This window comes from Spirosoma migulaei (genome assembly GCF_054776855.1).
Window position 1 is genome coordinate 201,251 of the sequence record NZ_BAAHBG010000027.1, and the last position, 21,016, is coordinate 222,266.

20 protein-coding genes are annotated in these 21,016 nt (G+C 49.0%); 9 read left to right on the plus strand and 11 right to left on the minus strand.

All coding sequences use genetic code 11. The annotated features are described in order from the left end of the window. Positions 1-4: 4 nt before the first annotated feature. The 5 genes from ACYVGO_RS25710 (at position 5) to ACYVGO_RS25730 (ending at position 6,812) form a co-directional block, all read left to right on the plus strand. Positions 5-460 carry a VOC family protein gene (locus tag ACYVGO_RS25710; protein ID WP_460971731.1) on the plus strand — a complete coding sequence of 152 codons (456 nt, stop codon included), beginning with the start codon at positions 5-7 and terminating at the stop codon, positions 458-460. Between the two features lie 98 nt (positions 461-558). Continuing rightward, positions 559-1,689, plus strand: coding sequence for an FAD-dependent oxidoreductase (locus ACYVGO_RS25715; RefSeq protein ID WP_460971732.1), 1,131 nt, complete (start codon positions 559-561; stop codon positions 1,687-1,689). A gap of 172 nt (positions 1,690-1,861) precedes the next feature. After that, positions 1,862-2,716, plus strand: a complete 855-nt coding sequence (locus ACYVGO_RS25720; protein WP_142773122.1) for a DUF2911 domain-containing protein — start codon at positions 1,862-1,864, stop codon at positions 2,714-2,716. A gap of 190 nt (positions 2,717-2,906) precedes the next feature. Further along, entirely contained in the window at positions 2,907-4,124 is a 1,218-nt protein-coding gene (locus tag ACYVGO_RS25725; protein WP_460971733.1) for a sensor histidine kinase, read from the plus strand. Positions 4,125-4,250: 126 nt separating this feature from the next. Beyond that, a complete protein-coding gene (locus ACYVGO_RS25730; protein ID WP_460971734.1) occupies positions 4,251-6,812 on the plus strand; it encodes a TonB-dependent receptor in 2,562 nt (853 codons plus the stop codon). A 208-nt stretch (positions 6,813-7,020) separates the two neighbouring features. On the opposite strand, the gene ACYVGO_RS25735 is transcribed toward ACYVGO_RS25730, so the two are convergent. Beyond that, complete coding sequence (locus ACYVGO_RS25735; RefSeq protein WP_142773119.1) at positions 7,021-8,235, minus strand: PQQ-dependent sugar dehydrogenase; 1,215 nt, start codon at positions 8,233-8,235, stop codon at positions 7,021-7,023. 313 nt (positions 8,236-8,548) lie between these two features. Between ACYVGO_RS25735 and ACYVGO_RS25740 the strand changes: the two genes are divergently transcribed. Then, on the plus strand, positions 8,549-8,929 hold the full coding sequence (locus ACYVGO_RS25740; protein WP_460971735.1) for a DUF805 domain-containing protein: 381 nt from the start codon (positions 8,549-8,551) through the stop codon (positions 8,927-8,929). A 90-nt stretch (positions 8,930-9,019) separates the two neighbouring features. Then, complete coding sequence (locus tag ACYVGO_RS25745) at positions 9,020-9,625, plus strand: hypothetical protein (protein WP_460971736.1); 606 nt, start codon at positions 9,020-9,022, stop codon at positions 9,623-9,625. A gap of 12 nt (positions 9,626-9,637) precedes the next feature. On the opposite strand, the gene ACYVGO_RS25750 is transcribed toward ACYVGO_RS25745, so the two are convergent. From ACYVGO_RS25750 to ACYVGO_RS25775, 6 genes are all read right to left on the minus strand, one after another. Continuing rightward, positions 9,638-9,829, minus strand: coding sequence for a hypothetical protein (locus ACYVGO_RS25750; RefSeq protein ID WP_142773115.1), 192 nt, complete (start codon positions 9,827-9,829; stop codon positions 9,638-9,640). Between the two features lie 191 nt (positions 9,830-10,020). Next, positions 10,021-10,326, minus strand: a complete 306-nt coding sequence (locus ACYVGO_RS25755; protein WP_460971737.1) for a hypothetical protein — start codon at positions 10,324-10,326, stop codon at positions 10,021-10,023. Positions 10,327-10,517: 191 nt separating this feature from the next. Then, positions 10,518-11,207 carry a LytR/AlgR family response regulator transcription factor gene (locus tag ACYVGO_RS25760; protein ID WP_460971738.1) on the minus strand — a complete coding sequence of 230 codons (690 nt, stop codon included), beginning with the start codon at positions 11,205-11,207 and terminating at the stop codon, positions 10,518-10,520. A gap of 6 nt (positions 11,208-11,213) precedes the next feature. After that, positions 11,214-12,245: a sensor histidine kinase gene (locus ACYVGO_RS25765; protein ID WP_460971739.1), complete on the minus strand. Its 1,032-nt coding sequence runs from the start codon at positions 12,243-12,245 to the stop codon at positions 11,214-11,216. Positions 12,246-12,257: 12 nt separating this feature from the next. Next, positions 12,258-12,665: a DUF2846 domain-containing protein gene (locus ACYVGO_RS25770; protein WP_460971740.1), complete on the minus strand. Its 408-nt coding sequence runs from the start codon at positions 12,663-12,665 to the stop codon at positions 12,258-12,260. Further along, the gene (locus tag ACYVGO_RS25775; protein WP_460971741.1) at positions 12,662-13,417 is read right to left on the minus strand and encodes a hypothetical protein; all 756 of its coding nucleotides are present in this window, start codon (positions 13,415-13,417) and stop codon (positions 12,662-12,664) included. Before ACYVGO_RS25775 ends, ACYVGO_RS25770 begins: the two co-directional genes overlap by 4 nt. A 272-nt stretch (positions 13,418-13,689) precedes the next feature. On the opposite strand from ACYVGO_RS25775, the gene ACYVGO_RS25780 reads away from it, so the two are divergent. After that, positions 13,690-14,379 (plus strand): hypothetical protein, encoded by a 690-nt coding sequence (locus ACYVGO_RS25780; RefSeq protein ID WP_460971742.1) that lies wholly within the window; start codon positions 13,690-13,692, stop codon positions 14,377-14,379. Positions 14,380-14,449: 70 nt separating this feature from the next. Here ACYVGO_RS25780 and ACYVGO_RS25785 read toward each other — a convergent pair whose 3' ends face one another. Beyond that, positions 14,450-15,724, minus strand: a complete 1,275-nt coding sequence (locus tag ACYVGO_RS25785; protein WP_460971743.1) for a ComEC/Rec2 family competence protein — start codon at positions 15,722-15,724, stop codon at positions 14,450-14,452. Positions 15,725-15,948: 224 nt separating this feature from the next. Here ACYVGO_RS25785 and ACYVGO_RS25790 point away from each other — a divergent pair, with 224 nt between their 5' ends. Further along, on the plus strand, positions 15,949-16,830 hold the full coding sequence (locus tag ACYVGO_RS25790) for an oxygenase MpaB family protein (protein ID WP_460971744.1): 882 nt from the start codon (positions 15,949-15,951) through the stop codon (positions 16,828-16,830). An 18-nt stretch (positions 16,831-16,848) separates the two neighbouring features. On the opposite strand, the gene ACYVGO_RS25795 is transcribed toward ACYVGO_RS25790, so the two are convergent. From ACYVGO_RS25795 to ACYVGO_RS25805, 3 genes are all read right to left on the minus strand, one after another. After that, complete coding sequence (locus ACYVGO_RS25795; RefSeq protein ID WP_460971745.1) at positions 16,849-17,769, minus strand: glycoside hydrolase family protein; 921 nt, start codon at positions 17,767-17,769, stop codon at positions 16,849-16,851. An 18-nt stretch (positions 17,770-17,787) separates the two neighbouring features. After that, the gene (locus tag ACYVGO_RS25800; protein WP_460972111.1) at positions 17,788-19,248 is read right to left on the minus strand and encodes a glycoside hydrolase family 30 protein; all 1,461 of its coding nucleotides are present in this window, start codon (positions 19,246-19,248) and stop codon (positions 17,788-17,790) included. Positions 19,249-19,345: 97 nt separating this feature from the next. Next, a complete protein-coding gene (locus ACYVGO_RS25805; protein WP_142773105.1) occupies positions 19,346-20,944 on the minus strand; it encodes a SulP family inorganic anion transporter in 1,599 nt (532 codons plus the stop codon). Between the last annotated feature and the right edge of the window lie 72 nt (positions 20,945-21,016).

The window sequence follows — 21,016 nt, forward strand, 5'->3', positions numbered from 1 at the left end:
CTGGGTGGTCCCAGACATTCACGTCGCTTTAACATTCCTTTCGAGCGCCCTGGGCATCACTGGCTTTCCCCAACCGGAACATGTTCGGGCACAGGATCTGGGAATGACCTATCATGGGCAGGTTGTGGCTGGTGAATGGCTGACCACGCAGACCTATAACGGAGGTAGCTTTATCGAACTCATCCAGCCTGTTTCCGGCCAAAGCATGTTCCACGATTACCTCGCCCAATATCCCGCAGGCGGCACCCAGCACCTTGCGTTCCGTTTGCCGGTTAACGAATTCGACCGGATCACCAGCGATCTGCACGAACAAGGGTATGCACTCATCAGCGAAGTGGATCACCCCATTGCACGAATGGCTTTCTTCAACACTTACCAAACGCTGGGCGTTGCCACCGAGATCATGGGTGTAACGCCGGAAGGATGGACAGCCATTGAACAAATGCAGCAGGTCCGGTGAGGATTTGTTGATCCCGACCCACTGATTTTGTCGCGTTTGTACAAGCCTGGGGAAGTAGCATTCCGGAATTTTGCATCGTACATCAACCAGGCAAGATCATGTTACTGACGAATAAAAAAGTAGCCATCCTTGGCGCAGGGCCCGTTGGGCTAACAATGGCCAGATTACTACAGCAAAAAGGAATAGACGTAACCGTTTACGAACGGGATAAAGACGCCCGCACCCGAATTTCGGGCGGTACGCTTGACCTGCATAAAGGGTCGGGACAGGATGCCCTGAACGAAGCAGGTTTATTGGAACGCTATTATGCACTGGCCATCCCCATGGGAAGAACCGTGGCCGACAAACAGGGAAACGTATTGTTCTCTAGAAAACCGACACCCGACGAGCAATATGACAATCCGGAGATAAACCGAAACGATTTAAGGCAACTACTGCTCGACAGCTTAACCGACAATACGGTTGTCTGGGACAGGAAATTTACCGGACTTGACCACCAGAACGGAAAATGGCTTTTGCATTTCGAAAATAATGGGATTGAAACCGCCGATGTTGTCATTGGTGCTAATGGAGGAATGTCGAAGGCAAGACAATATGTTACAGATGCCGAAATTGACTACACCGGCACCCTGATTTTACAGGGCGAAGTAGTTCAACCGGAAAAGACTTGCCCGGCGTTCTACCAACTGTGCAACGATACCATATTAATGACCGCCAGCAATGGCAATTTAGTCGTGGCAAACCCCAGGAACGGAAACCTGTTGAGCTACAATGTAATGTTTAAACAGCCTTCTGCCTGGAGTCCAGAACATGGAGTAAACCTTCAGGATACGAACACTATTCGTACATTCCTGTTACATAGGCTCTCTGATTGGGATGCGAGTTACAAAGAATTAGTGCGCGCTACAGCTTCTTTCGTGAGTTGGCCAACGAGAAAAATACCGCTGGATAAACTCTGGACAACGAATAGACCGTTGCCGATAACCCTTATTGGTGATGCCGCGCACATCATGCCGCCCTTTGCCGGTCAGGGGGTAAATACTGGACTGATGGACGCCATGATTCTAGCCAATAACCTGACTAGTGGAAAATTTGACACCCTGGCAGCCGCGATCAGCGACTATGAACAGAACATGTTCGTTTATGCTACAGAAGCTCAGCTTGAAACAAGCAGGAACGAACTGGAGATGCGCCATCCAGACTTTTCATTCCTGAACTTTTATCAATAAGGTACAGACTAATTTTTTTAATTGCCGTTCAGGCATGATGGTGCTGGGCTATTGCTTGCTTTTGATAGGCAGTCCTTATTTGCTTACCAGAAGAAGACTATCTGGTCTGCTAATTGTACCTTTGAGTTTCGCTAACTAAACGCACAACAATTAACTCCATCATTCCTTCATCATGAAGAGCCTAAAGTTCCAGCCAATAGCCCTGGCCATGCTGCTTGCCATTTGTTCATTTTCTATTGCGCAGGCGCAGCTTAAAGTACCAGCCGCCAGCCCTGCCCAAACCACCAAACAAAGCTTTGGCTTAGGGGACATTACCCTTGAGTACTCCCGACCCGCCGTGAAAGGACGTACCATCTTCGGCGATCTGGTTCCCTATGATAAAGTATGGCGGACTGGTGCCAATGCCACCTCTAAAATTACGTTCTCAACAGACGTGAAACTGGAAGGGAAAGATGTGAAAGCGGGCACTTACGGCCTGTTCACTATTCCGGGTAAATCCAGTTGGGAAGTTATGCTGTCCAAAGACCTTAATCTGGGCGCAAACGTGGGCGATTATAAAAAAGAAAACGAAGTGGTACGGGTTCAGGTAAAACCAACTACGCTGGCCAACAAAGTAGAAACCTTTACCATCAATCTAGCCGATATTCTACCCAACTCGGCTGTGCTGGAAATCATGTGGGATAAAACCCGCGTTCCCGTTGCCATTACTGCCGATATCGATCAAACGATCGTGAAGAACATTGAGGCCTCGTTAGCGTCTGACAAACCAGCTTATTTTGAAGCAGCCAGTTATTATTACGACACCAACCGGGATTTGAAACAGGCACTGGGTTGGGTGACCAAGGCCACCGAACAAAATCCAAAAGCCTTCTGGGTGATGTTGCTGAAAGCCCGGATCGAACAGAAATTAAACCAAAAAGCGGCTGCTATTGCCAGCGCCGAGAAAACGGTAACTCTGGCCACCGAAGCTAAAAATGCAGACTACGTAAAAATGGCCAATGACCTGATTGCGGCTGCAAAAAAATAAATTTCGTTATCAACTATCGCTAAAACGGCTGGCCTTGCTAAGGTCAGCCGTTTTTTATTAGGATTCTGTACAGGTCGAATCTGGCTACGCGTTCGCCCTCACAGTGCCCATAGGAACACAATTCACTTCTATTATGAAACCCAAGTTGAAAAATCTGGTTAGCTAGTTAACAAATTACATCTATTCCTTCATGACAGAAGTAAACGACGAGGCTATTTTTCGTTCCATTGTTATGGAATCCCCTATTCCCATTGCCCTACTGGTTGGCCGGGAATTGATCATAACAGTGGCCAACGAGCCTCAGTTGGCAGTATGGGGGAAAGGCGATAAAGTAATCGGCCTGCCATTAGCCAGGGCCATTCCAGAAATGGAAGGGCAACCCTTTCTGGGCATATTAGATGACGTTTTTACGTCGGGTATCCCCTTCGCATCCAATAACACCCCAGCAACTATGGTCGTTGATGGGATCACAAAGACGGTTTGTTTTGACTTTTCCTTCAAACCTATCCGAAATCATCAGGGAGCCGTGTACGGGATCATCGCAACAGGTATCGAAATTACCCAGCAGGTGGCCGATCGCCAGGCGCTCCAACACAGTGAAGAACGCTATCGACAACTGTCGACGGACCTCGATCAGCAGGTTCAGGAACGGACCCAGCAACTGGAAGACTCAGTTCAGGATTTGAAGCGATCAAATGTTAACCTTCAGCAATTTGCCTATATCGCTTCCCACGATTTGCAGGAGCCTCTTCGCAAAGTGCAGCAATTTGGGGATTTACTTAAGACCCAATTCGGCTCTGAGTTGGGCGAAGGGATAACCTATATTGAACGCATGCAATCCGCAGCCAACCGGATGTCTACGCAGATTCGCGACTTACTGAGCTTCTCCCGAATTTCCACCCAACGGGATACCAGCAGGATGGTATCACTGACCGAAATCGTTCGGTCAGCGGAGAAGAATCTGGACTGGGTCATCGACGAAACGAATGCAGTTGTGCACGTGAGCGACTTACCCATGGTGGAGGGCGACCCTTCGCAATTAGAGCAATTGTTCCAAAATTTGTTGAGCAATGCCCTGAAATTTCACAAACCGGGAGTTACTCCTCAAGTTCAGATCCTCTACGAATGGGTAGCGTCCAGTAGTGTTCCAAAAGCGGTTAAGTCAGATCGAAAAGGCATCGCCTATCATCGCATTGATGTCGTCGACGATGGGATTGGTTTCGAGGAGAAATACCTGGACCGCATATTCACAGTCTTTCAGCGACTACATAGCAAAAGCGAGTTTGACGGAACCGGCATTGGGCTAGCCATCTGCGACAAGGTAGTGGCCAATCATGGGGGCGCAATCATAGCCAGAAGTCAACCCGGCCAGGGCTCAATCTTCAGTGTGTTTTTACCTATCTACTGATTGCCGCCGGTTTCCTGTTTTAACGCCGAATTCACGTTAGTTTACCTCATGTCTGGTTTAAATTTAGCCGTTGTATTCAAACAAACATAGCGAACCGTTATATTTGTTTGAATACAACGACTCATCATGAAATACCTCTTCCTTTTACTAATCTTTCTTACTACAACCGTACAGGCCATCAGCCAATCAGACACCACGGGTACGTCCACTGATTCGCTGCGAAAAATCCAACTCAATGAGGTCGTTATCTCTGCTTCCCGCGTATCGGAGAGTATCCTGAAATCACCGGTTAGTATTGAGGTGATCGATGCCCGGCGCATCCGTTTATCCGCCCAGCCCTCCTATTTTGATGCGATCGAAAATCTTAAAGGCGTCCAATTGCTTACCTCGAGCCTGGGTTTTAAAGTCTATAATACCCGGGGCTTTGCCGCCACCACCAACGTCCGCTTTGTGCAACTCGTAGATGGCCGTGATAACCAGGCTCCGCACATTGGGGCGCCCATTGCGAGCGCGCTGGCACCATCGGATCTGGACATTCAACAGGTTGAAGTAGTACCGGGCGTGGCTTCGGCGCTTTACGGAATGAATGCCCTTAACGGGTTAGTTAACATATTAACGAGAAACCCATTCGATTCCCAGGGACTCAGTATCGGACAGAAAACAGGTCTCAATCACGTTGGCGATGCCGGTGTGTCGGCTAAGGTGTATTCTGAAACCAGTATCCGGTATGCCCATCAACTTGGTAACCACTTCGCCTTCAAGGTGAATATGGTTTACCAAAAAGGATACGACTGGGTGGCCGACAATCACGACGTTCTCAACCCCAACGGCAATGCATCCCTTGGTTTGTTCGGTGCTGATAATCCGGCCTATGATCCGGTTAACGGATATGGCAATGAAGCAGCCAACCGCCGAACGCTAACACTGGGTGGGAAACGCTATAGCATTGGTCGAACGGGCTATTATGAACGGGAGTCTACGGACTACGGATTGCAAAATCTGCGGGGTGATCTATCCCTGCATTATCGGTTCTCGCCCACCGTCGAGCTGGCGTATACGTACCAGGGAGCCACGCTGGACAATGTTTATCAGCGAACCAACCGTTTTCGACTCGATAACTACCGGCTCGATCAGCACAGCATCACGTTTACCACACCTTCAATACAAATTCGGGCCTACCGAAGCAGTGAAAACACGGGCGATTCCTACAACATCCGGTCAATGGCCGAAAACATCGACAAGTCGTTTAAAACCGATAACCAGTGGTTTACCGATTTTACCAACCGGTTTAATCTGGATACGCAGACCGGTTTAGCGGTGACGGACGCGTTACGGGATGCTCGCTCCGTGGCGGATCAGGGCCGCCCGATTCCGGGTACGCAAACCTTTAACGACCTGATTACCAAACTCCGGGACATTAACAACTGGGACATTGGCGCGGCCCTCCGGGTACAATCGTGGATGTACCATGCCGAAGGACAAGTTGAACCGACAAAAGTCCTCTGGCAGCGGTTCCGGCAGCAGACCGGCCTAACGATTCAGGCTGGCTTTGATTTCCGGCGATACGTTGTTTTCCCGGATGGCAATTACTTTATCAACCCCACCGAGCAGGGAAAAAACCTTGTTTATGGCAAAACAGGGGGATTTGTCCAGCTTAGCCGCACGTTTTTTAATGATAAGCTGAAAGTGGCCGGATCAGTACGAGTCGACAAAAACACCTACTTCGACGCCCGCCTGAATCCCCGATTATCAGTGGTCTACTCCCCTTCGGAAGCGCACAACATTCGCCTGTCGTACCAGAATGGCTACCGGTTTCCATCCTTGTTCGAGGGCTTTACAAACATCAACTCGGGCGGTGTAAAACGCGTTGGAGGCTTACCGATCATGTCGCATGGGATTTATGAAAACGCCTATCTGGTCACTTCGATCAATGCCTTTCAGGCGGCCATCACTACGGATGTCAATACGAACAAACTCACTACAGACCAGGCTATCCAGAAAAACAAAGGGCTTCTGAAACAGAGTCCGTATACCTATCTGAAACCCGAACAGGTCAATAGCTATGAACTGGGTTATAAAGGATTGTTAATCAAAAATCGGCTTTATGTAGATGCCGATGTGTACTACACGGCTTATCAGAACTTCATTGCGCAGGTGAATGCCAACCTTGCAAAAGGATCAAATCCAGATTCGCTGGCTTATTACTTTTCGTCGGCAACAACCCAGGATCGGTACCGATTGTGGACCAATTCACAAACGCGGGTGTATAATTACGGGGCCAGCTTAGGCCTTCGGTACAGCCTGACCCAAAACTGGTCGGCAGGTGGCAATGCCTCCTTTGCCAAACTTGACCGGGCCGATAATGGGGATGGATTGGAGAGTTCATTCAATACGCCCCGTTGGATCACGAACCTGAGCGTCTCGAACGGAAACCTGTGGCGTGGACTGGGCTTCTCGGTGAACTACAAACATCAGGATGCGTTTTTGTGGCAATCGGAACTGGCTACAGGTACCGTATCGGCCATCAATACGGTGGATGCTCAGGTGAGTTACCGCATACAGCCCATACATCTTTTGGTGAAAGTGGGTGGCACTAATCTGACCAACAAATACTATTATACCTTCATTGGCGGACCGGCGGTTGGTGGCCTTTACTACACGAATCTGGTCTGGGAACCCAGGTTTTAGTCTGATAGCTCTGACTTTACTAAAATTGATTGCCTCAAGCCCTAAAACCAGTTAACCCCTAGGGATAAAACAGCGTAGTATCGGCGCTGGATAGAGTTGGCTGAGACTAGCCTAGCCCGGTTGTTTATACATAAGGTGCCCCTTTTCCCTGGCTAGTTTTAGCAGGGAAAAGGGCACCTTATTTTTAGGCTATCAATAAAAGCGAACCTTACTTTTTATCGATGCGGTACAATCTTCCCTGATCTGTAATGGCATACAAGGCCCCATCTTTTCCTTCTGTAACATCACGAAAACGCTGGTACTCATTAGGCAGCAACCGCTCTTCACCCACGATCTTACCATCCTTGATAACAAGGCGTACGATGTGCATGCCACTCAGCGCGCCAATAAAGAGGTTGTTTTTCCATTCAGGAATATGATCACTGCTGTAGAAGGTTGACCCACTGGGCGATACAACAGGATCCCAATAATAAGCCGGTTGCTCCAGTCCATCCTTTTGCTGGATAGCGTCGCCTACCTGTTTGCCACTGTATTCAATGCCATAGGTGATCGTAGGCCAGCCATAGTTCTTTCCGGGCTTAATATGATTGACTTCATCACCTCCCCGTGGGCCAAATTCATTCTCCCACAGATCGCCCGTTACCGGATCGATAGCAAGTCCCTGTACGTTCCGATGCCCATAGGAATAGAGTTCGGGGCGGGCACCGGCCTGACCTTCAAATGGATTGCCGGGGGCCGGTTTACCGTCTTTTGTAATCCGGATTACTTTCCCCAGGCCAGAATTGAGCGACTGAGCCTGTGGCCGGGTTGCCAGATCAGAGCGTTCTCCGGTACTGATCAGCAGGTTACCGCTTTTATCGACAAGAATTCGCCCCCCGTAATGCAGATTGCCTTTATAAGCCGGTGTGGCGCGGTAAATGACCGTTGCGCCCTCGATCTTTTTTTCATCGGCCGACAATTTACCCTTGGCTACGGCGGTCAGATTTCCTTCGGGAAGCGCTTCAGAGAACACCCAATACACCATCCGGTTCGTCTGAAAAGCGGGGTCAACCCGAAGCCCTAACAATCCGCCCTGGCCCGATGGATTTACCTTCGGAATACCCGTGATCGGCTCACTTACCTTACCGGCAGAGGTGACAATACGCATCGTTCCTTCCTTCTCCGTGATCAGCAGTCGCCCATCCGGCAGGCTGGTAATACCCCAGGGGCTCTTCAGGGCTTCGGTCAGCACCTTGCCTTCGTAGTTGGTAGCCGACTTCACAGCAGCGATTCTGGTTTGACCCGCAAAAGCGGGTTTATAAGCAGAATTGGGCTCTTTGGTTTCTACCGATGGAAGGGTTTTTGAGTTATCGGATGTAGCCTGGCCACAGGCTGTTAATGCCAGCGAAGTACTTGCCAGCATCATTAGAAAACTGTTCCTCATTTTAGTTCAGTATTTTGCTTGGTTAACGTGAATATAGAGTTAGCTATAAACAGGCATGACAAACATACGAAGCTTGCTGCCATAAAAATGATAATTTACAAAGCTAGTGTTTCCCCAGACTAGATTCTTTTGATTCTAAGGGATTCTAGGCGTCTGATTAGCAGAATCTATAGAAGCAGATCCTGTCAGCCAATTAACGGCAAGTGACTACCTGCCACCCGAATTTCCCTACCTGTTACCAGTTGGCAGTTGTTCACCCCCCAACGGACGTTCTACTTTTGACCCATCATCCTAAAACAACTCATTACTACTCATGAACACCTCAATCAATTCCGCTACCAGTGTTTCCATTGTTGACAATTATGTTGCGGTACTAAAAAAGTACAGCGACTTTCAGGGGCGCGCCCGCCGAACTGAATACTGGTATTTTTTCCTGGTTAACGTTGTGGTTACCCAGGTCTTAAACTACACCAACATTTTTCTATTTGGTGGCTCAACGGTGATTGGCTGGTTACTGATGCTGGTTAATCTAGCCATTCTGGTGCCATCCGTTGCGGTTGCCGTTCGGCGTATGCACGATGTAGGCAAGAGTGGCTGGTATGCGCTGATCCCCATCTACAACTTGATTCTGGCCTGCACAGAAGGCACTCAGGGTGCCAATGAATACGGCAACGATCCTAAAGCGAAAGCCTGATCAGGTTGTACCCATGGGTTTTACCCGTGAAGGGTTGGAATTAAATACGGGCCAAAGCCCATGGATACATTTTTTTCGTCACGAGCACACATGAAACGGTTCCTTTTTCTATTCCTGATGGCCTGCCTATTCCCACTGGTCTCACCAGCGCAGACCGCCAGATCACCTATTGATTATTTACAGGTGCCCGGCCCCATCCTCTTCGAGCGAACGGCCTATCACTTAGCCTGGGCATCGCACCCGACACCTGCCTTTTACAAGCAGGAATATTTGGCTGTTGGTATTGACCCATCCCGGTTTACATCCATGATTTTCTTTGACCTGCTGAGAGGCACTCTTACTGTACAAGAAGCGGTAGGAACGAAAGTGGCGGAATTAAAGAAACTAAAAGAAACAAATCCGCTGGTGAGCTACCAGCTTAGAGAACTGCCCGGGACCGGTGAGTTCCTGCTCGATTTTTTGCTTAGTCAGGCTACGCCGGATGGGAAATCGCAGAGCATAGTTGAACGAAATGTGTACCGATATAAACCGTTTACCGACCCATCGGGCAAAAAGGGGATCCTTTTATTCGGAGTTAGCCAGCGAAGTTACGGAGCGGATACAGAGTCATTCCTGACTTCTCTAAAACGAACGAATGTCGATTTACCAGCTAAGGTTGAACAGTTTAAGCTCCCTAGTATAGCGATTGCCAGATAACCCTGGTAGCGGTTAACGTTTCCTGTTTGATTTTGCCAGCACTCGGTGCGTACTCATCCAGTCAATCGAATCTTGCCGGGCTGACAGCCGTACTCGTTCCAATCGGCGATGCTCTAGTGTTTGCATCAACCAACCCATGGCAACCAGCAGCAAAATCACCCCTATTAGTCGAATCACTTTCATGTAAAGGTTCAGCTTATTCATGTTCTGAGGTGAAATTGCGAGGATTTATGGGAATTGTCAACTGTGGTGCCTGTATTGGACAAAAAATAATTGCTAACCTCCTCAAGTATACGTAACCGATAATCAACACGCGGCCAGGAAATTTACTCAGTGAACGATTTGATCTGCAGAAAGACGCTTCTACTGGACCACGAACCTTACAGTAGCATCCGCTAGTTGCTGGTTAGATTTTGGTTCGGGGTTTCTTCAGGCCAATCATCGTAATAGCCGCCCAGTTCTAATAGTGTATATAAAGTGGCTCGCAGTAAAACGGTTTCCTTCCCCTCGTCCAATAACAGGAGCGAGTTTTCGCCCTCCTGATAGAGGCTAAATACGTCATTTGGATCAACCGGGTTGGCCAGAAGCCATTGGTTGGCTAAGTAGTTTGCCTGAATACCCGTGAGCTGACGAACCCGTTCGATGATTATAGGGATAGAAGGTGGCGGCCCTTCAAAACGTACTTCCCGACTATATACCATCCTGTATGCGCATTTTTAGATTTAGTTTCGAACTTCAAAAATCAACATCTTAGTTCAAAATTAAGTACGCTGAATGGCTGGTTGCGGGGGTGGAATGCCCTGATTTCGGGGTTAAAACCGGAGGGCCGTTACCGGGAAGTCGAAATTTTATAGGTAGTTCGTAATCCGTAGAAATACGGTTGTCCAACTAATTACTTACCCAACAGACGCTGCTCCAGCGGTTGGCGGTAACTAGCTGCCAATGGAATGACTGCCCCCCCGCTCCCAACCGTTACCTGATGACGCTCCAGTTTTCGAATGGCCTTTACCGCAACTAAATAGGATTTGTGAACCCGAATAAACTGGTCGCCCGGCAGCATAGAAACCATCTCGGCTAAGGTCATACGCGTGCTGACCTGCCGGTGCTGTTCATGAATAAAGAGCAGGTTCGTGTCCGAATGAATATAGAGTACATCTCCCAGATTGACCCGAACCCAGTCATACCCATCTTTCACAAAAATACTCGAGGGCTCTCCCTGCTGAAGCAGGAACTGGGTATACGCCCGATTGCAACTGTGCAGAAATCGCCCAAAATCAATGGGTTTTAGCAGATAGTCGAGGGCGTTCAGCGCAAACCCTTCTAACGCATAATCACTATACGCGGTCGTAAAAACAATCGACTTCTTGAGTGGAGCCACCAACTGAGCAAAATCCGTCCCTGACAGATCCGGCATCCGGATATCCAGGAAAATCAGATCAACGCGCTGTGTGTGCAAATAGGTGAGTGCTTCGGTCGTATTCATGAAGGTTTGCGACAGTTCCACAAATGGGACCTTGTCGGCATAGCGGCTCAGCACATCCAGCGCAGCGGGTTCATCATCAATGGCAATGGCACGAAGCATAGGCTTTTAGAGGTCTATTCGTAACGTTATACTAAACAACTGGCTGGTTTGTTCAATGTGCAACTCGTGCCGGTTTGGGTACAATAGTGCCAGGCGCTGGCGGGCGTTCCTGATCCCGGTTCCGGAGCCACCCTTAGCACCCGTAATGGTCCCTACTGTATTGACTGCCCGCATAACAAGCCGTTGATTTTCGACCAACACATTCAACTCCAGGGTAGTCGGATGGTTCAGACTGATGCCATACTGAAACATGTTTTCCACGAAGGGGATTAATAACAGAGGAGCTACTTGCGCTGGGTGCTCATCCCAGTCCAGTTGGGATCGTACTTGCAGGGAGTCCAGTTTAGGTAGCCGGGCGCGTTGCAGGGCCAGGTATTTTTCCAGAAACTGAAATTCCTGCTCAATGGAAATAAGCGGACGGGTCGATTCTTGTAAGGTGAATCGTAAGATGCTGGCTAACTGCTCAATGAGATCGGCAACGGGTTGATTTTCGGATTGCTGCGCTTCATTATAGATCGTATTGAGCGCATTGAACAAAAAGTGAGGATTGATCTGCGCCTTTAATGCCGTTAATTCAGCTTCCGTTTTTTGTTGAATCAACAGCTGTTGTTGCTGTCGGGTTTGCAGAGAATCCGCAATAAACCCATACAGGATAACGATGCCGATCAGCAACAGGGTTACCAGAATATTTTCGTCGACGAAGTCTGGTTCCTGATCGGTGCGAAATTGCAGGCCCTCAAACAACAAATACGCGAGTAAACATAGCCAGCTCCAGTAATAGAGCCGCGTTTGATCCTGATGCATCCATCGCCGAAAGGCCAGCCGATAATTCAGATAGCCCAGTAAACCAATGCAGGCGATCAAAAAAAGCAGGCCTATTAAATAGCGAACCAGGCTACCTAAATCAGGCATCAGTTGCTTTAGGTGCGGACCAACAAGGCGGTACAGAAGCCACCCCCAATAGGCAAGCAGGGCTAGCAAAGCGCCTGTAAACAGGAGTCTGGCGTATAACGATGAACGTGGAGGTCGTCGGTTCATGAACAGGTTCGCTTAATCGGGTTGCTCAGGTTTCATACGACGAAGCTCCTGGCGGGCCTGTTGCGGATCAACGGGTGCCATCACCATCATACTGCTCAGGAAATCGACTTCGACTGCCGCCTTCACGTAGTAGGTTTGACCAGCCTGCACCGATAACCAAAGTGGCCGACTATGCGTAAAATAATCGTTATCAAACTCCACTTTAATTCGACCCACAGGTATGGTTATTTGAACAAACCGGTTGGGCGAAAGTTTGCCCTGCTTCTGTTCATTGATTTTGAAGGTATACGCTTTCCCAAGGCCCGAAATAAATTCCTTTTCGCGGTACAGAATCAATTGAGCTGATTCGGGTTGGTTGGCAGGGCGCAGCTCGTTTCCTGTAAATAGCGACACAAGCAGCGCAACTAGGACCGGCATCATTGGTTCCGACGATCCAGACGGTTTCGGGAAAAGTAAATACCCAGCTGAAGGTAAAACTGGCTGATCCGGTCCCGAGGAGCATCTGTCAATTGATAGGCCTCAGACTGCCAGGCAGTGGGTTGGAAACCCCGTCGGTAGCCAATACGGCTTACCCATAGAAAGGTATCCTTCCGTTTTTCACGTTGAGACACTTCCACATGAACGTCCCAGTACCCGCTGGTTAAATAGAGCGATGGTACACTGGCCGGAGGAGCATATTGGAAGATCGTTTGAAAAGGAACAATCTGACTGGTTGTTCGAAACAGACTGTATTCATACCGTATACTACCTACGCCAGCATTGATAAACACACGTTTGTTGCGGGTATTGGCTACGTCGTAGCCCAGGTGTACGTCTAACCCGCTCAAGTTCTGTCGGCGAGCTACCAGATTTGATCCGGCGGGCTCAGATGGCGGTAATAAGCGCTGATCTAGCCCCACAAACGAGTGTATCATTCCTTTGAATCGGTATAGGCGATAACCGAACCCAGCCACAATAATCTTGTCCAGATTACCTTCAGTCTTAACATGATTGTCGCGAAAGAATGATCTCATCGTCGGAATCAGGGTAGCCACGTAGGCATATCCAGGCTCCATCAGGAACCCAGATCTAAAATTGCTTTTTGCCGGAAATGGAGTCTGGCTGGTCGAATCCGTTACCTGACTCCAGGCTGGAAAGGCCCCTAAAAGGGCGAGTAAGATAAAGAGTTTCATAAACTAGACGTTGGGTTTATTGATTCAAAAGAACCTTAGGCTAGGTTAGCCTGCAAATGAATGTGGGAAATCGTGTCAAGTTTGTGGCCAAACCCCCAACGTTTGTTTTGATCGGGAAACTCATTAACCGTTCCAGACTAGTAGGGCTTTTTACTGGTCGTACCATCGTCCCGGACGGTACGACATCAGAATTCCCCTTAGTTTAAGCAATCCTTTCCAACCTAACCCGCCCAGAAAGGGTCTGTCCAGTTAAAACAGCCCCCTTTTACTCAATGAAAACTAATCTAGTTGGCGTATTGCTACTCATAGCCCTGATAACCAGTTGTCAAACAGGACCATCCATTTCACCTACCACAACAACGGGTCCTGAGCCGGTGCCATTTCGCATGACCCGAGACAGCGTCTTAACCGGAACCTATCTGGGTATACCGATCGGTGAAGGAGCTGAACCCGTTTATACGACTATTCAATCGCTCCAGCAAACCAAAGGAGTGACGTACTTAAACGTAGTCAGCAATATTTTTTCAGATCTCGCGAAGCTAAAGGATCGCATACCCCTGTACCAATACATTATCCTGGATCAACAGCAGGGAACCGATTCTGGCGTACAAATCACAATTGAAAATAAAGCGATTAAAAGTATCTATTTGAATAGCGGAGTGAAGCTCACTCAATGGCCTGTCCTATTGATGGCAAATGCCGCAGTTCGTGTTGGAGATCCGATTGGCACGTTATATGATAAGCTGGCTGTTATCAAGGGAATGACTACCTACTCGAACAAATTTGAGCGTATTTCCTTACAGACCAAAAACCTGTCAACTATGTATGACCAGGGCATGAGCCAGTCACCCCAATGGTATTTTATGTACAAAACCGGACCCGATCAGCAGGACGAAGTCCAGGTGCATTTTACGCAGGGCAAGGTTAGCAAAATTGCCATTAATCACTATACCCCCTACTGATCGACAAAAATGGCCAAACCCGGTCAGGAGGACTAATTTCTGGTTCCATTTAACTTAAACTGAGTTTATTTTAGCGTGCCTGATAAGGCCCGAAGACAGCTTTAACTGTAAAATTTTCGGTACTGTCGTCTAGCGTTATAACCTGATAGCGCTCCCCTCCTGGTGCAACACGAATTACAATATGACCTTTATCACTTTTGAGCCGGTTCAGTAACTCCCCGATTACCAGCTTGTTCGCGTCCAGCATGCCGGTTGCGAAAACATCCCGTTCCCCTGGGTATATCTCCAGCGAGTAAATACGGTCGAGTACATCGTGGCCGGGATGGTCCGACGACCAGACCGGAATGATAACAACCCTGGGACGAAGCGCGGCCAACAGATTGTCGTTTTGCGAATCCCGATTGCCGTGATGATCAAGAATATGGGCATCTACAGGGCCAACCACTTTAGACACCGGCGTCTCTACATCATGCCACGTGGGCGCACCAAACCGCAGGACACCAGGCATATCGCCCCCCGAGAAATAATCAAACTGGCCGTAGCGAAGCCGGACGCCAATGCTGCACATATTTTCAGACGGGAGCTGCTGTTGAGATAGTCCGGTTAGGGCTGGGAAAAGCTGCCGTGTTTCTGTTCCTGAACCCGTCCACAATTCTCCGTTGGCAATGATGTTTCTGATTTCAACCGTTTTAGCGAATTGATTCGGATTTTTCGTCAGGACAATCTGATCCGTACGCCCAGGTTTGCTGCGCTCAAAGACAGTGCCCTTATGTTTAGTTTGCCAGTCGGCAAATGCCCGATAATTCGTCACCATCTGGTTGGTCAGTGGGTACGGATAGGCATAATCCGGCCAGCCCCGATCAATAATCTTGTCGATGGGCAAATACGCGGCCACCTCCGTAATGCCCGTCAGCACGAAATTACCGTTCTCCGATTTCGGCGAAATCCGGGAGGGGCTACCCATGTGGTCATTATGAAAGTGCGTGATCTGTGCATAATCCAGCTTCGGCTGAAGCTGACTCATCGTCATGAACCTTGTAATATACCGGGCAATCCATTCGCCGGGTTGCTTTTCGGCACTGGGTACAGCGGGTGTATTCCGGGGGCTTAGGGTTCGATCTGATGTGGGGTCAAGAGCTCCGGCATCGATCAGCATCGTTGTTCCATCGGGCAAAATAAAAAACGTGGCATTCCCCCGGCCTGTATTAATATGATGAATATCCAGATGCCCGGCTTTCCAGGGTGGCAACATTTCTTTGGGACTTTGCGCTTTACTGATCCTGATTAGCAAGAGAAAAATTGAGAGAAACGAGAAAAATCGGTTGGCCCAGGCAGTTTGCATCATACAAGGAATCAATTGAAATTTGCATCCTAATTGGTATTAATCACCAATCCATGAACATCCACGTTAAAAGGGATAAGTTCAGGTAAACTACCGGCAACTCAATCCCTGTTTGCACAAGTCTGGTCTCTCGCTTACATTGTCTTCTAAAAATGAATGAAATTTAAGTACTCCGCTATATTTTCGATCTCGACTTCGAAGGGACCATTGCACCGGAGTAAATAACAATGAAGAATACCTACAGCAAACGGTTTGGATTATTCCGAAACCCGGCGGTTCGTGCCGAACTACAAACACTCGACCCCGTTCGCGATCACCAGCGTATGGTTCATTTGTTAACGGCCTACGAATTTCCGTTCGATATGACCCGTGCGCTGGAACTAGCCCTGTTTCATACCTATGCCAGCCCTCGCGTATCCGGTTTGCTGGCCCGCACGGGCGAATTTGAGCACCACGGACAGAAACGCTATGACGACACCAGCCGACTGATCTCGGAGTTTATGGAATCGGGTTACGACAGCGACAAAGGCCAGCGGGCCATTGCGCACATGAATACGATTCACGGCCATTATCGCATCGACAATGCCGATTTCCTGTTCGTACTGGCCACGTTTGTCTTCTACCCCATCGACTGGCTCAATCGATTCGGCTGGCGGAAACTAACGGCGGCCGAGGAGCTGACCTTGTTTTATTTCTTTCGGGAGGTTGGCAAGCGAATGAACCTGAGCGACCTCCCCGAAACCCTGGCCGACTTACGCGCCTTTACGGATGCGTATGAAGACAAGCATTTTCGCTATACGGAAAGCAACCGCAAAATTGCCGATGCAACCGTGAAGATCGTCCAGGGCTGGTTTCCCCAATTTCTGCATCCACTGGTGCAACCCACTTTTGCTGCACTTATTTCTGATAAACTCAGGCTGGCTTTTGGCTATCAACGCCCAGCCGACTGGTTCATTAATCTGACCGAAGGGGCGCTATGGCTACGTAAATGGCCGCTTCGATGGATTACGTTCAAGCCCTATCCATCCCTCATTGCAAAGACCAGCTTCCGGTACTACCCCGATGGACCGCCTGAAATTGAGGCCGTTGGGCCCGATGGGCTCTTGTAAAGACGAAAGGATGCGTCTTTACTTTGCTGGCAGAAATACATTGACGGCTGGGTGCATGGTATACAGCCGAAACTGGTTACCGTCGTCCACCAGAATACCGCTTGATTTGTTTCCCTTTACAATTGGATTACCCGAGTACTTGGTCCAGTGAATCAGATCATTCGAGACGGCCACGTTAGTTGACCACTCGTGCCAATCCGAAAAGGCTGATGCATGGTAATAGGCGTAATAAGCGCCTTTGTAACGGATTATCTGGTTCATAGCCACGGCATAGAGGTCATAATCGGCTGGGCCTTTCGCCAGAACGGGTTCGTCCTGCACATTGGTCCAGACCTTCAGGTCTTTGGAGGTTGCCAGCCAGACTGCCTGATCCTTTCGCTCGTAAAACAGATACCAGATGTCGTTTTCCTTCCAGATCGCGGGTGTTCCATAGGGTCCCTGACTGAGGGGCTGATGGTTGGTATATCGGATATCGAGCGGGCCTCGCTCCTGCCAGTTCACCCGGTCTTTTGAGGTTAGCAGGTGCGCTATATCGTTTTTCCCCTCGGCAAACATGTAATACGTCCCATCCGATTTGAGAACCGTCATATCTTCTACCCAGACTGATGGTAGAATTGGATTTCCTTTGTAGCGTGTCCAGCTCAGACCATCCGCAGATGTAGCGTACCCCAGCGACCGGGTCTGATCCTTTCCATCCCGGTAGCCTGTATACCAGAGATGATATTGATCCCCTTCCTTAAGAATATAGCCCCTCTCCCGAATTTTCTGATCCCAGGTATCGGCACCAGTTCCACTAAAAACCGGATTGGACGCATAGGGCTTAAAATGGATAATCTCCGCTGGAAAGTCAGGCTCAACCGTTGTAGTTGATGGAGCTGAATCCAGCAGTACCCATCCGCTAGATAGAAGACAAGCTAGAAAGAGGATAATTCGAGTCATATTCTTTTAAAAATTTCATCACCACACATACGTTCCCACGGCTCCGGTCGGCAGGGTGGCACTGGCCTGTTTGCCCTGATAAGCTATACTGAATTTCTGGGCGGATGGGCTATCGTTTAAAACAATCAGCACGATATGTCCATCAGGTGTTTTGAAGGCGACATTCGGTAAATTTTTGATTTCGTCGGATGCGATACGTACCGAACCCGGACGCACAAATTTAGACGCTACGGCCACATTGTAATAGGCCGGATTTCGTTTAACTGTATTCCCATCAATCGTTAATGCTCCTAGGCACTGGTCGCAGCCGCCGGGCGTGTGTGGATTCTGTTTCGGATCGGCGGCCAGGTTCCATTGTAACACCGTCCGGCTCCAGTTGCGGGTGGCTCCAATGATGAGTTCGCGAACATGCCAGACTAAGTCACCCTTCAGATTTCCGGGTGCGCCAATCCACTGCTCCGTAAAATACAGGTTTTTGTCAGGGTAAGCCTTATGTACTTCCGAAAGTGCGCTGATTGGACCACCATACAGGTGAAAAGCCGAACCATCAATGTATTGGCGGGCTTCTGGGTCATTCAGAACCGTTATGGGGTAATCCGGCCGGTCGGCGTTATGATCGTAGAGAATTACTTTTGTTTTGATTTTAGCCGCTTTAAACGCGGGGCCCAGGCTTTTTTTGATGAACAATGCCTGTTCGGAAGGTAGCATCAGCAAGCTGGGGTTATTACCCGGATGCAGCGGTTCGTTTTGTATAGTGACCGCATCAATCCGAATGCCCGCTTTCGCCATGCCCTGAATGTACTTGACAAAATAGCGGGCATAGGTATCATAAAACTCCAGCTTCAGGCTCCCTCCTTTTGAGTTGCCATTCGACTTCATCCAGGTGGGTGGCGACCAGGGCGATCCCAGAATCTTAATGGCCGGATTGATGGCCAGAATCTCGTTAAGAAGCGGAATCAGGTACTGTTGATCGGGAGCCAGACTGAATTTAGCCAGTGTGGGATCTGTTTGACCCGCGGGCAGGTCATCATACGAAAACACCTGCTCATCAAGGTCCGATGCACCAATGCTTAGCCGTAAATAACTAACCCCTATGCTTTTCCCCTCCGTTGAAAACAGTTCGGTTAGTAGTTTAGCCTTGGCAGTCTTTTCCATTCGGCTGATGAGCATAGCACTGCCCCCCGTTAAGGTGTAGCCGAATCCATCAATGGTTTGGTAAGTCTGTGCGGCATCGACGTGAATCGTTGGTGTCTTTGCGGTTCCTTCTGTAAAGGAAAGTGAAGGTTGCCGCACAAACAGCACCGGGCGAACTGGATCCGTCAGCCAAAACTCGACACCCCCTACGTTAGACTTGCCAGACTCAGGCGATCCTGACCGGGGTTTCGTTGAAGCTACCTGACCATAACCAGTAGCTGAAATAGAGACAAACAGGCTGAGTAAAAAACTGATCGACCAGAACCGTATTGAATAGGTATACATACGTATGTGGAGGCTCACGTTTTAGGGCAACCTCCTACCGTCTGTAAATCGCATTTTGCCAAAACCTACTGTTGAAATTCCCTGGGTGCTGAATTTATCAATGGACTGCCTGTCGTTTTCGCTTCCGTCGATTCAACTGCACATTCTTCAACTCATAGTTAATCCCCTGAACTGTAGCCGTTTCCCGGTAATCATGAAGCATGTTGAAAATGTCGTGATCAATGAACGGGGCTTTGGTCCCGTCAATGAGTACCTCATCGCCAGGCTGGAGCGAATTCAGTGCTTCTTTCAACTGTGGCTTGCTTAAGAAATACAGGTCTTTTTCAAACGCAATCGTCACTTTATTTCCAGTACGGACCAGTTGGAACGTAGATTGAAAGTTGGTATAGAGTACATAAATAATCCCCACAACCGACCCCATTGCAATACCAATCAGCAGATCGGTGAATACAATCCCCACGACCGTGACGATAAACGGGACAAACTGGCTCCAGCCATCCCGGTACGTTTTTTTGAAGATTGCGGGTTTAGCTAGTTTATAGCCAACCATAATCAAGACCGTTGCCAGGCAAGACAACGGAATCAGATTGAGCAATGCACCGCCTAAAAACACCGCCAGCAGCAGGAATACCCCATGCAGGATTGTCGACACCCGGGTTCGTGCTCCCCCATAGACATTGGCTGACGTTCGGACAACTACAGAGGTTACAGGCAGTCCCCCAATCATTCCCGACAACAGATTACCGACGCCCTGCGCCATTAACTCCTGATTGGTCGATGAGATGCGTTTCGCAGAATCGAGTCGATCGGACGCTTCGAGATTTAGGAGCGTTTCCAGGCTGGCCACCAGCGCGATGGTAGCTGCAATTCCATAAACCCTTGGGTTAGATAAGACACTAAAGTCGGGAAAATAGAAAATGGAAAACAGGCTTTTACCGGGTGCAATAGTTGGAATCTGCACCATGTGCTGATGAGCCGTATCCCCCAGATACCACTCCGGAATGGCCACCCGAAAAAACTCATTTAGGGCTACACCACCGCATACGACGACCAGCGCAGCCGGAAAACTTTTGAAGACGGTTCGGGTACTTCGCCCGGCCAGCGCATCCCAGCTTATTAAAAAGGCCAGAGAAACAAGGCTGATCACTACAGCACCAGGGCTAGCCGTTTCGATAGCGCGGTAGATTTCCGAAATTGTATTTTCGCCATCGGCCAGCTGTTGAAATTCAAATTCACCTTCATAGTCATTATCGCGGCCCAATGCATGGGGAATCTGCTTAAGAATAATGACGATACCAATGGCAACGAGCATCCCTTTAATGACACTGTCCGGAAAAAAGCTGCTGAAACGACCGGCTTTAATGAGTCCGAGCACCAACTGCATCAGGCCAGCCAGCACAACGGCCACCAGAAATGCCTCGTAAGAACCTATTTTTGCAATTGAGTCGGCAACGATGACCGCTAACCCAGCCGCCGGGCCACTCACACTGACTTCGGAACCCGACAACAAGCCAACCACAATACCACCAATCATACCCGCAACCAGGCCCGAGAACAAGGGGGCTCCCGAGGCCAGGGCAATACCCAGACAGAGGGGCAAGGCCACTAAAAAAACGGATAAACTGGCGGGCAGATCCCGACGGAGGAAAGCTAGTTTATACTGTGTAAGGGTTTGAATGGGACTAACTTGTTTCATAAACGGTAGTTTTGTCAGCGACGTTATGCGTCTGCAACGTTCAGGCAGTTGGCAACGTTGCACTAAATTAAA

Bases quoted from the DNA above. Each gene is read 5' to 3' on its own strand.
- ACYVGO_RS25760 (WP_460971738.1), bottom strand. From the start codon at position 11,207: ATGCTTCGTGCCATTGCCATTGATGATGAACCCGCTGCGCTGGATGTG.
- ACYVGO_RS25715 (WP_460971732.1), top strand. From the start codon at position 559: ATGTTACTGACGAATAAAAAAGTAGCCATCCTTGGCGCAGGGCCCGTT.
- ACYVGO_RS25780 (WP_460971742.1), top strand. From the start codon at position 13,690: ATGAAAACTAATCTAGTTGGCGTATTGCTACTCATAGCCCTGATAACC.
- ACYVGO_RS25735 (WP_142773119.1), bottom strand. From the start codon at position 8,235: ATGAGGAACAGTTTTCTAATGATGCTGGCAAGTACTTCGCTGGCATTA.
- ACYVGO_RS25755 (WP_460971737.1), bottom strand. From the start codon at position 10,326: ATGGTATATAGTCGGGAAGTACGTTTTGAAGGGCCGCCACCTTCTATC.
- ACYVGO_RS25765 (WP_460971739.1), bottom strand. From the start codon at position 12,245: ATGAACCGACGACCTCCACGTTCATCGTTATACGCCAGACTCCTGTTT.
- ACYVGO_RS25720 (WP_142773122.1), top strand. From the start codon at position 1,862: ATGAAGAGCCTAAAGTTCCAGCCAATAGCCCTGGCCATGCTGCTTGCC.
- ACYVGO_RS25750 (WP_142773115.1), bottom strand. From the start codon at position 9,829: ATGAATAAGCTGAACCTTTACATGAAAGTGATTCGACTAATAGGGGTG.
- ACYVGO_RS25800 (WP_460972111.1), bottom strand. From the start codon at position 19,248: ATGTATACCTATTCAATACGGTTCTGGTCGATCAGTTTTTTACTCAGC.
- ACYVGO_RS25740 (WP_460971735.1), top strand. From the start codon at position 8,549: ATGAACACCTCAATCAATTCCGCTACCAGTGTTTCCATTGTTGACAAT.
- ACYVGO_RS25770 (WP_460971740.1), bottom strand. From the start codon at position 12,665: ATGATGCCGGTCCTAGTTGCGCTGCTTGTGTCGCTATTTACAGGAAAC.
- ACYVGO_RS25745 (WP_460971736.1), top strand. From the start codon at position 9,020: ATGAAACGGTTCCTTTTTCTATTCCTGATGGCCTGCCTATTCCCACTG.
- ACYVGO_RS25795 (WP_460971745.1), bottom strand. From the start codon at position 17,769: ATGACTCGAATTATCCTCTTTCTAGCTTGTCTTCTATCTAGCGGATGG.
- ACYVGO_RS25730 (WP_460971734.1), top strand. From the start codon at position 4,251: ATGAAATACCTCTTCCTTTTACTAATCTTTCTTACTACAACCGTACAG.
- ACYVGO_RS25805 (WP_142773105.1), bottom strand. From the start codon at position 20,944: ATGAAACAAGTTAGTCCCATTCAAACCCTTACACAGTATAAACTAGCT.
- ACYVGO_RS25785 (WP_460971743.1), bottom strand. From the start codon at position 15,724: ATGATGCAAACTGCCTGGGCCAACCGATTTTTCTCGTTTCTCTCAATT.
- ACYVGO_RS25775 (WP_460971741.1), bottom strand. From the start codon at position 13,417: ATGAAACTCTTTATCTTACTCGCCCTTTTAGGGGCCTTTCCAGCCTGG.
- ACYVGO_RS25790 (WP_460971744.1), top strand. From the start codon at position 15,949: ATGAAGAATACCTACAGCAAACGGTTTGGATTATTCCGAAACCCGGCG.
- ACYVGO_RS25725 (WP_460971733.1), top strand. From the start codon at position 2,907: ATGACAGAAGTAAACGACGAGGCTATTTTTCGTTCCATTGTTATGGAA.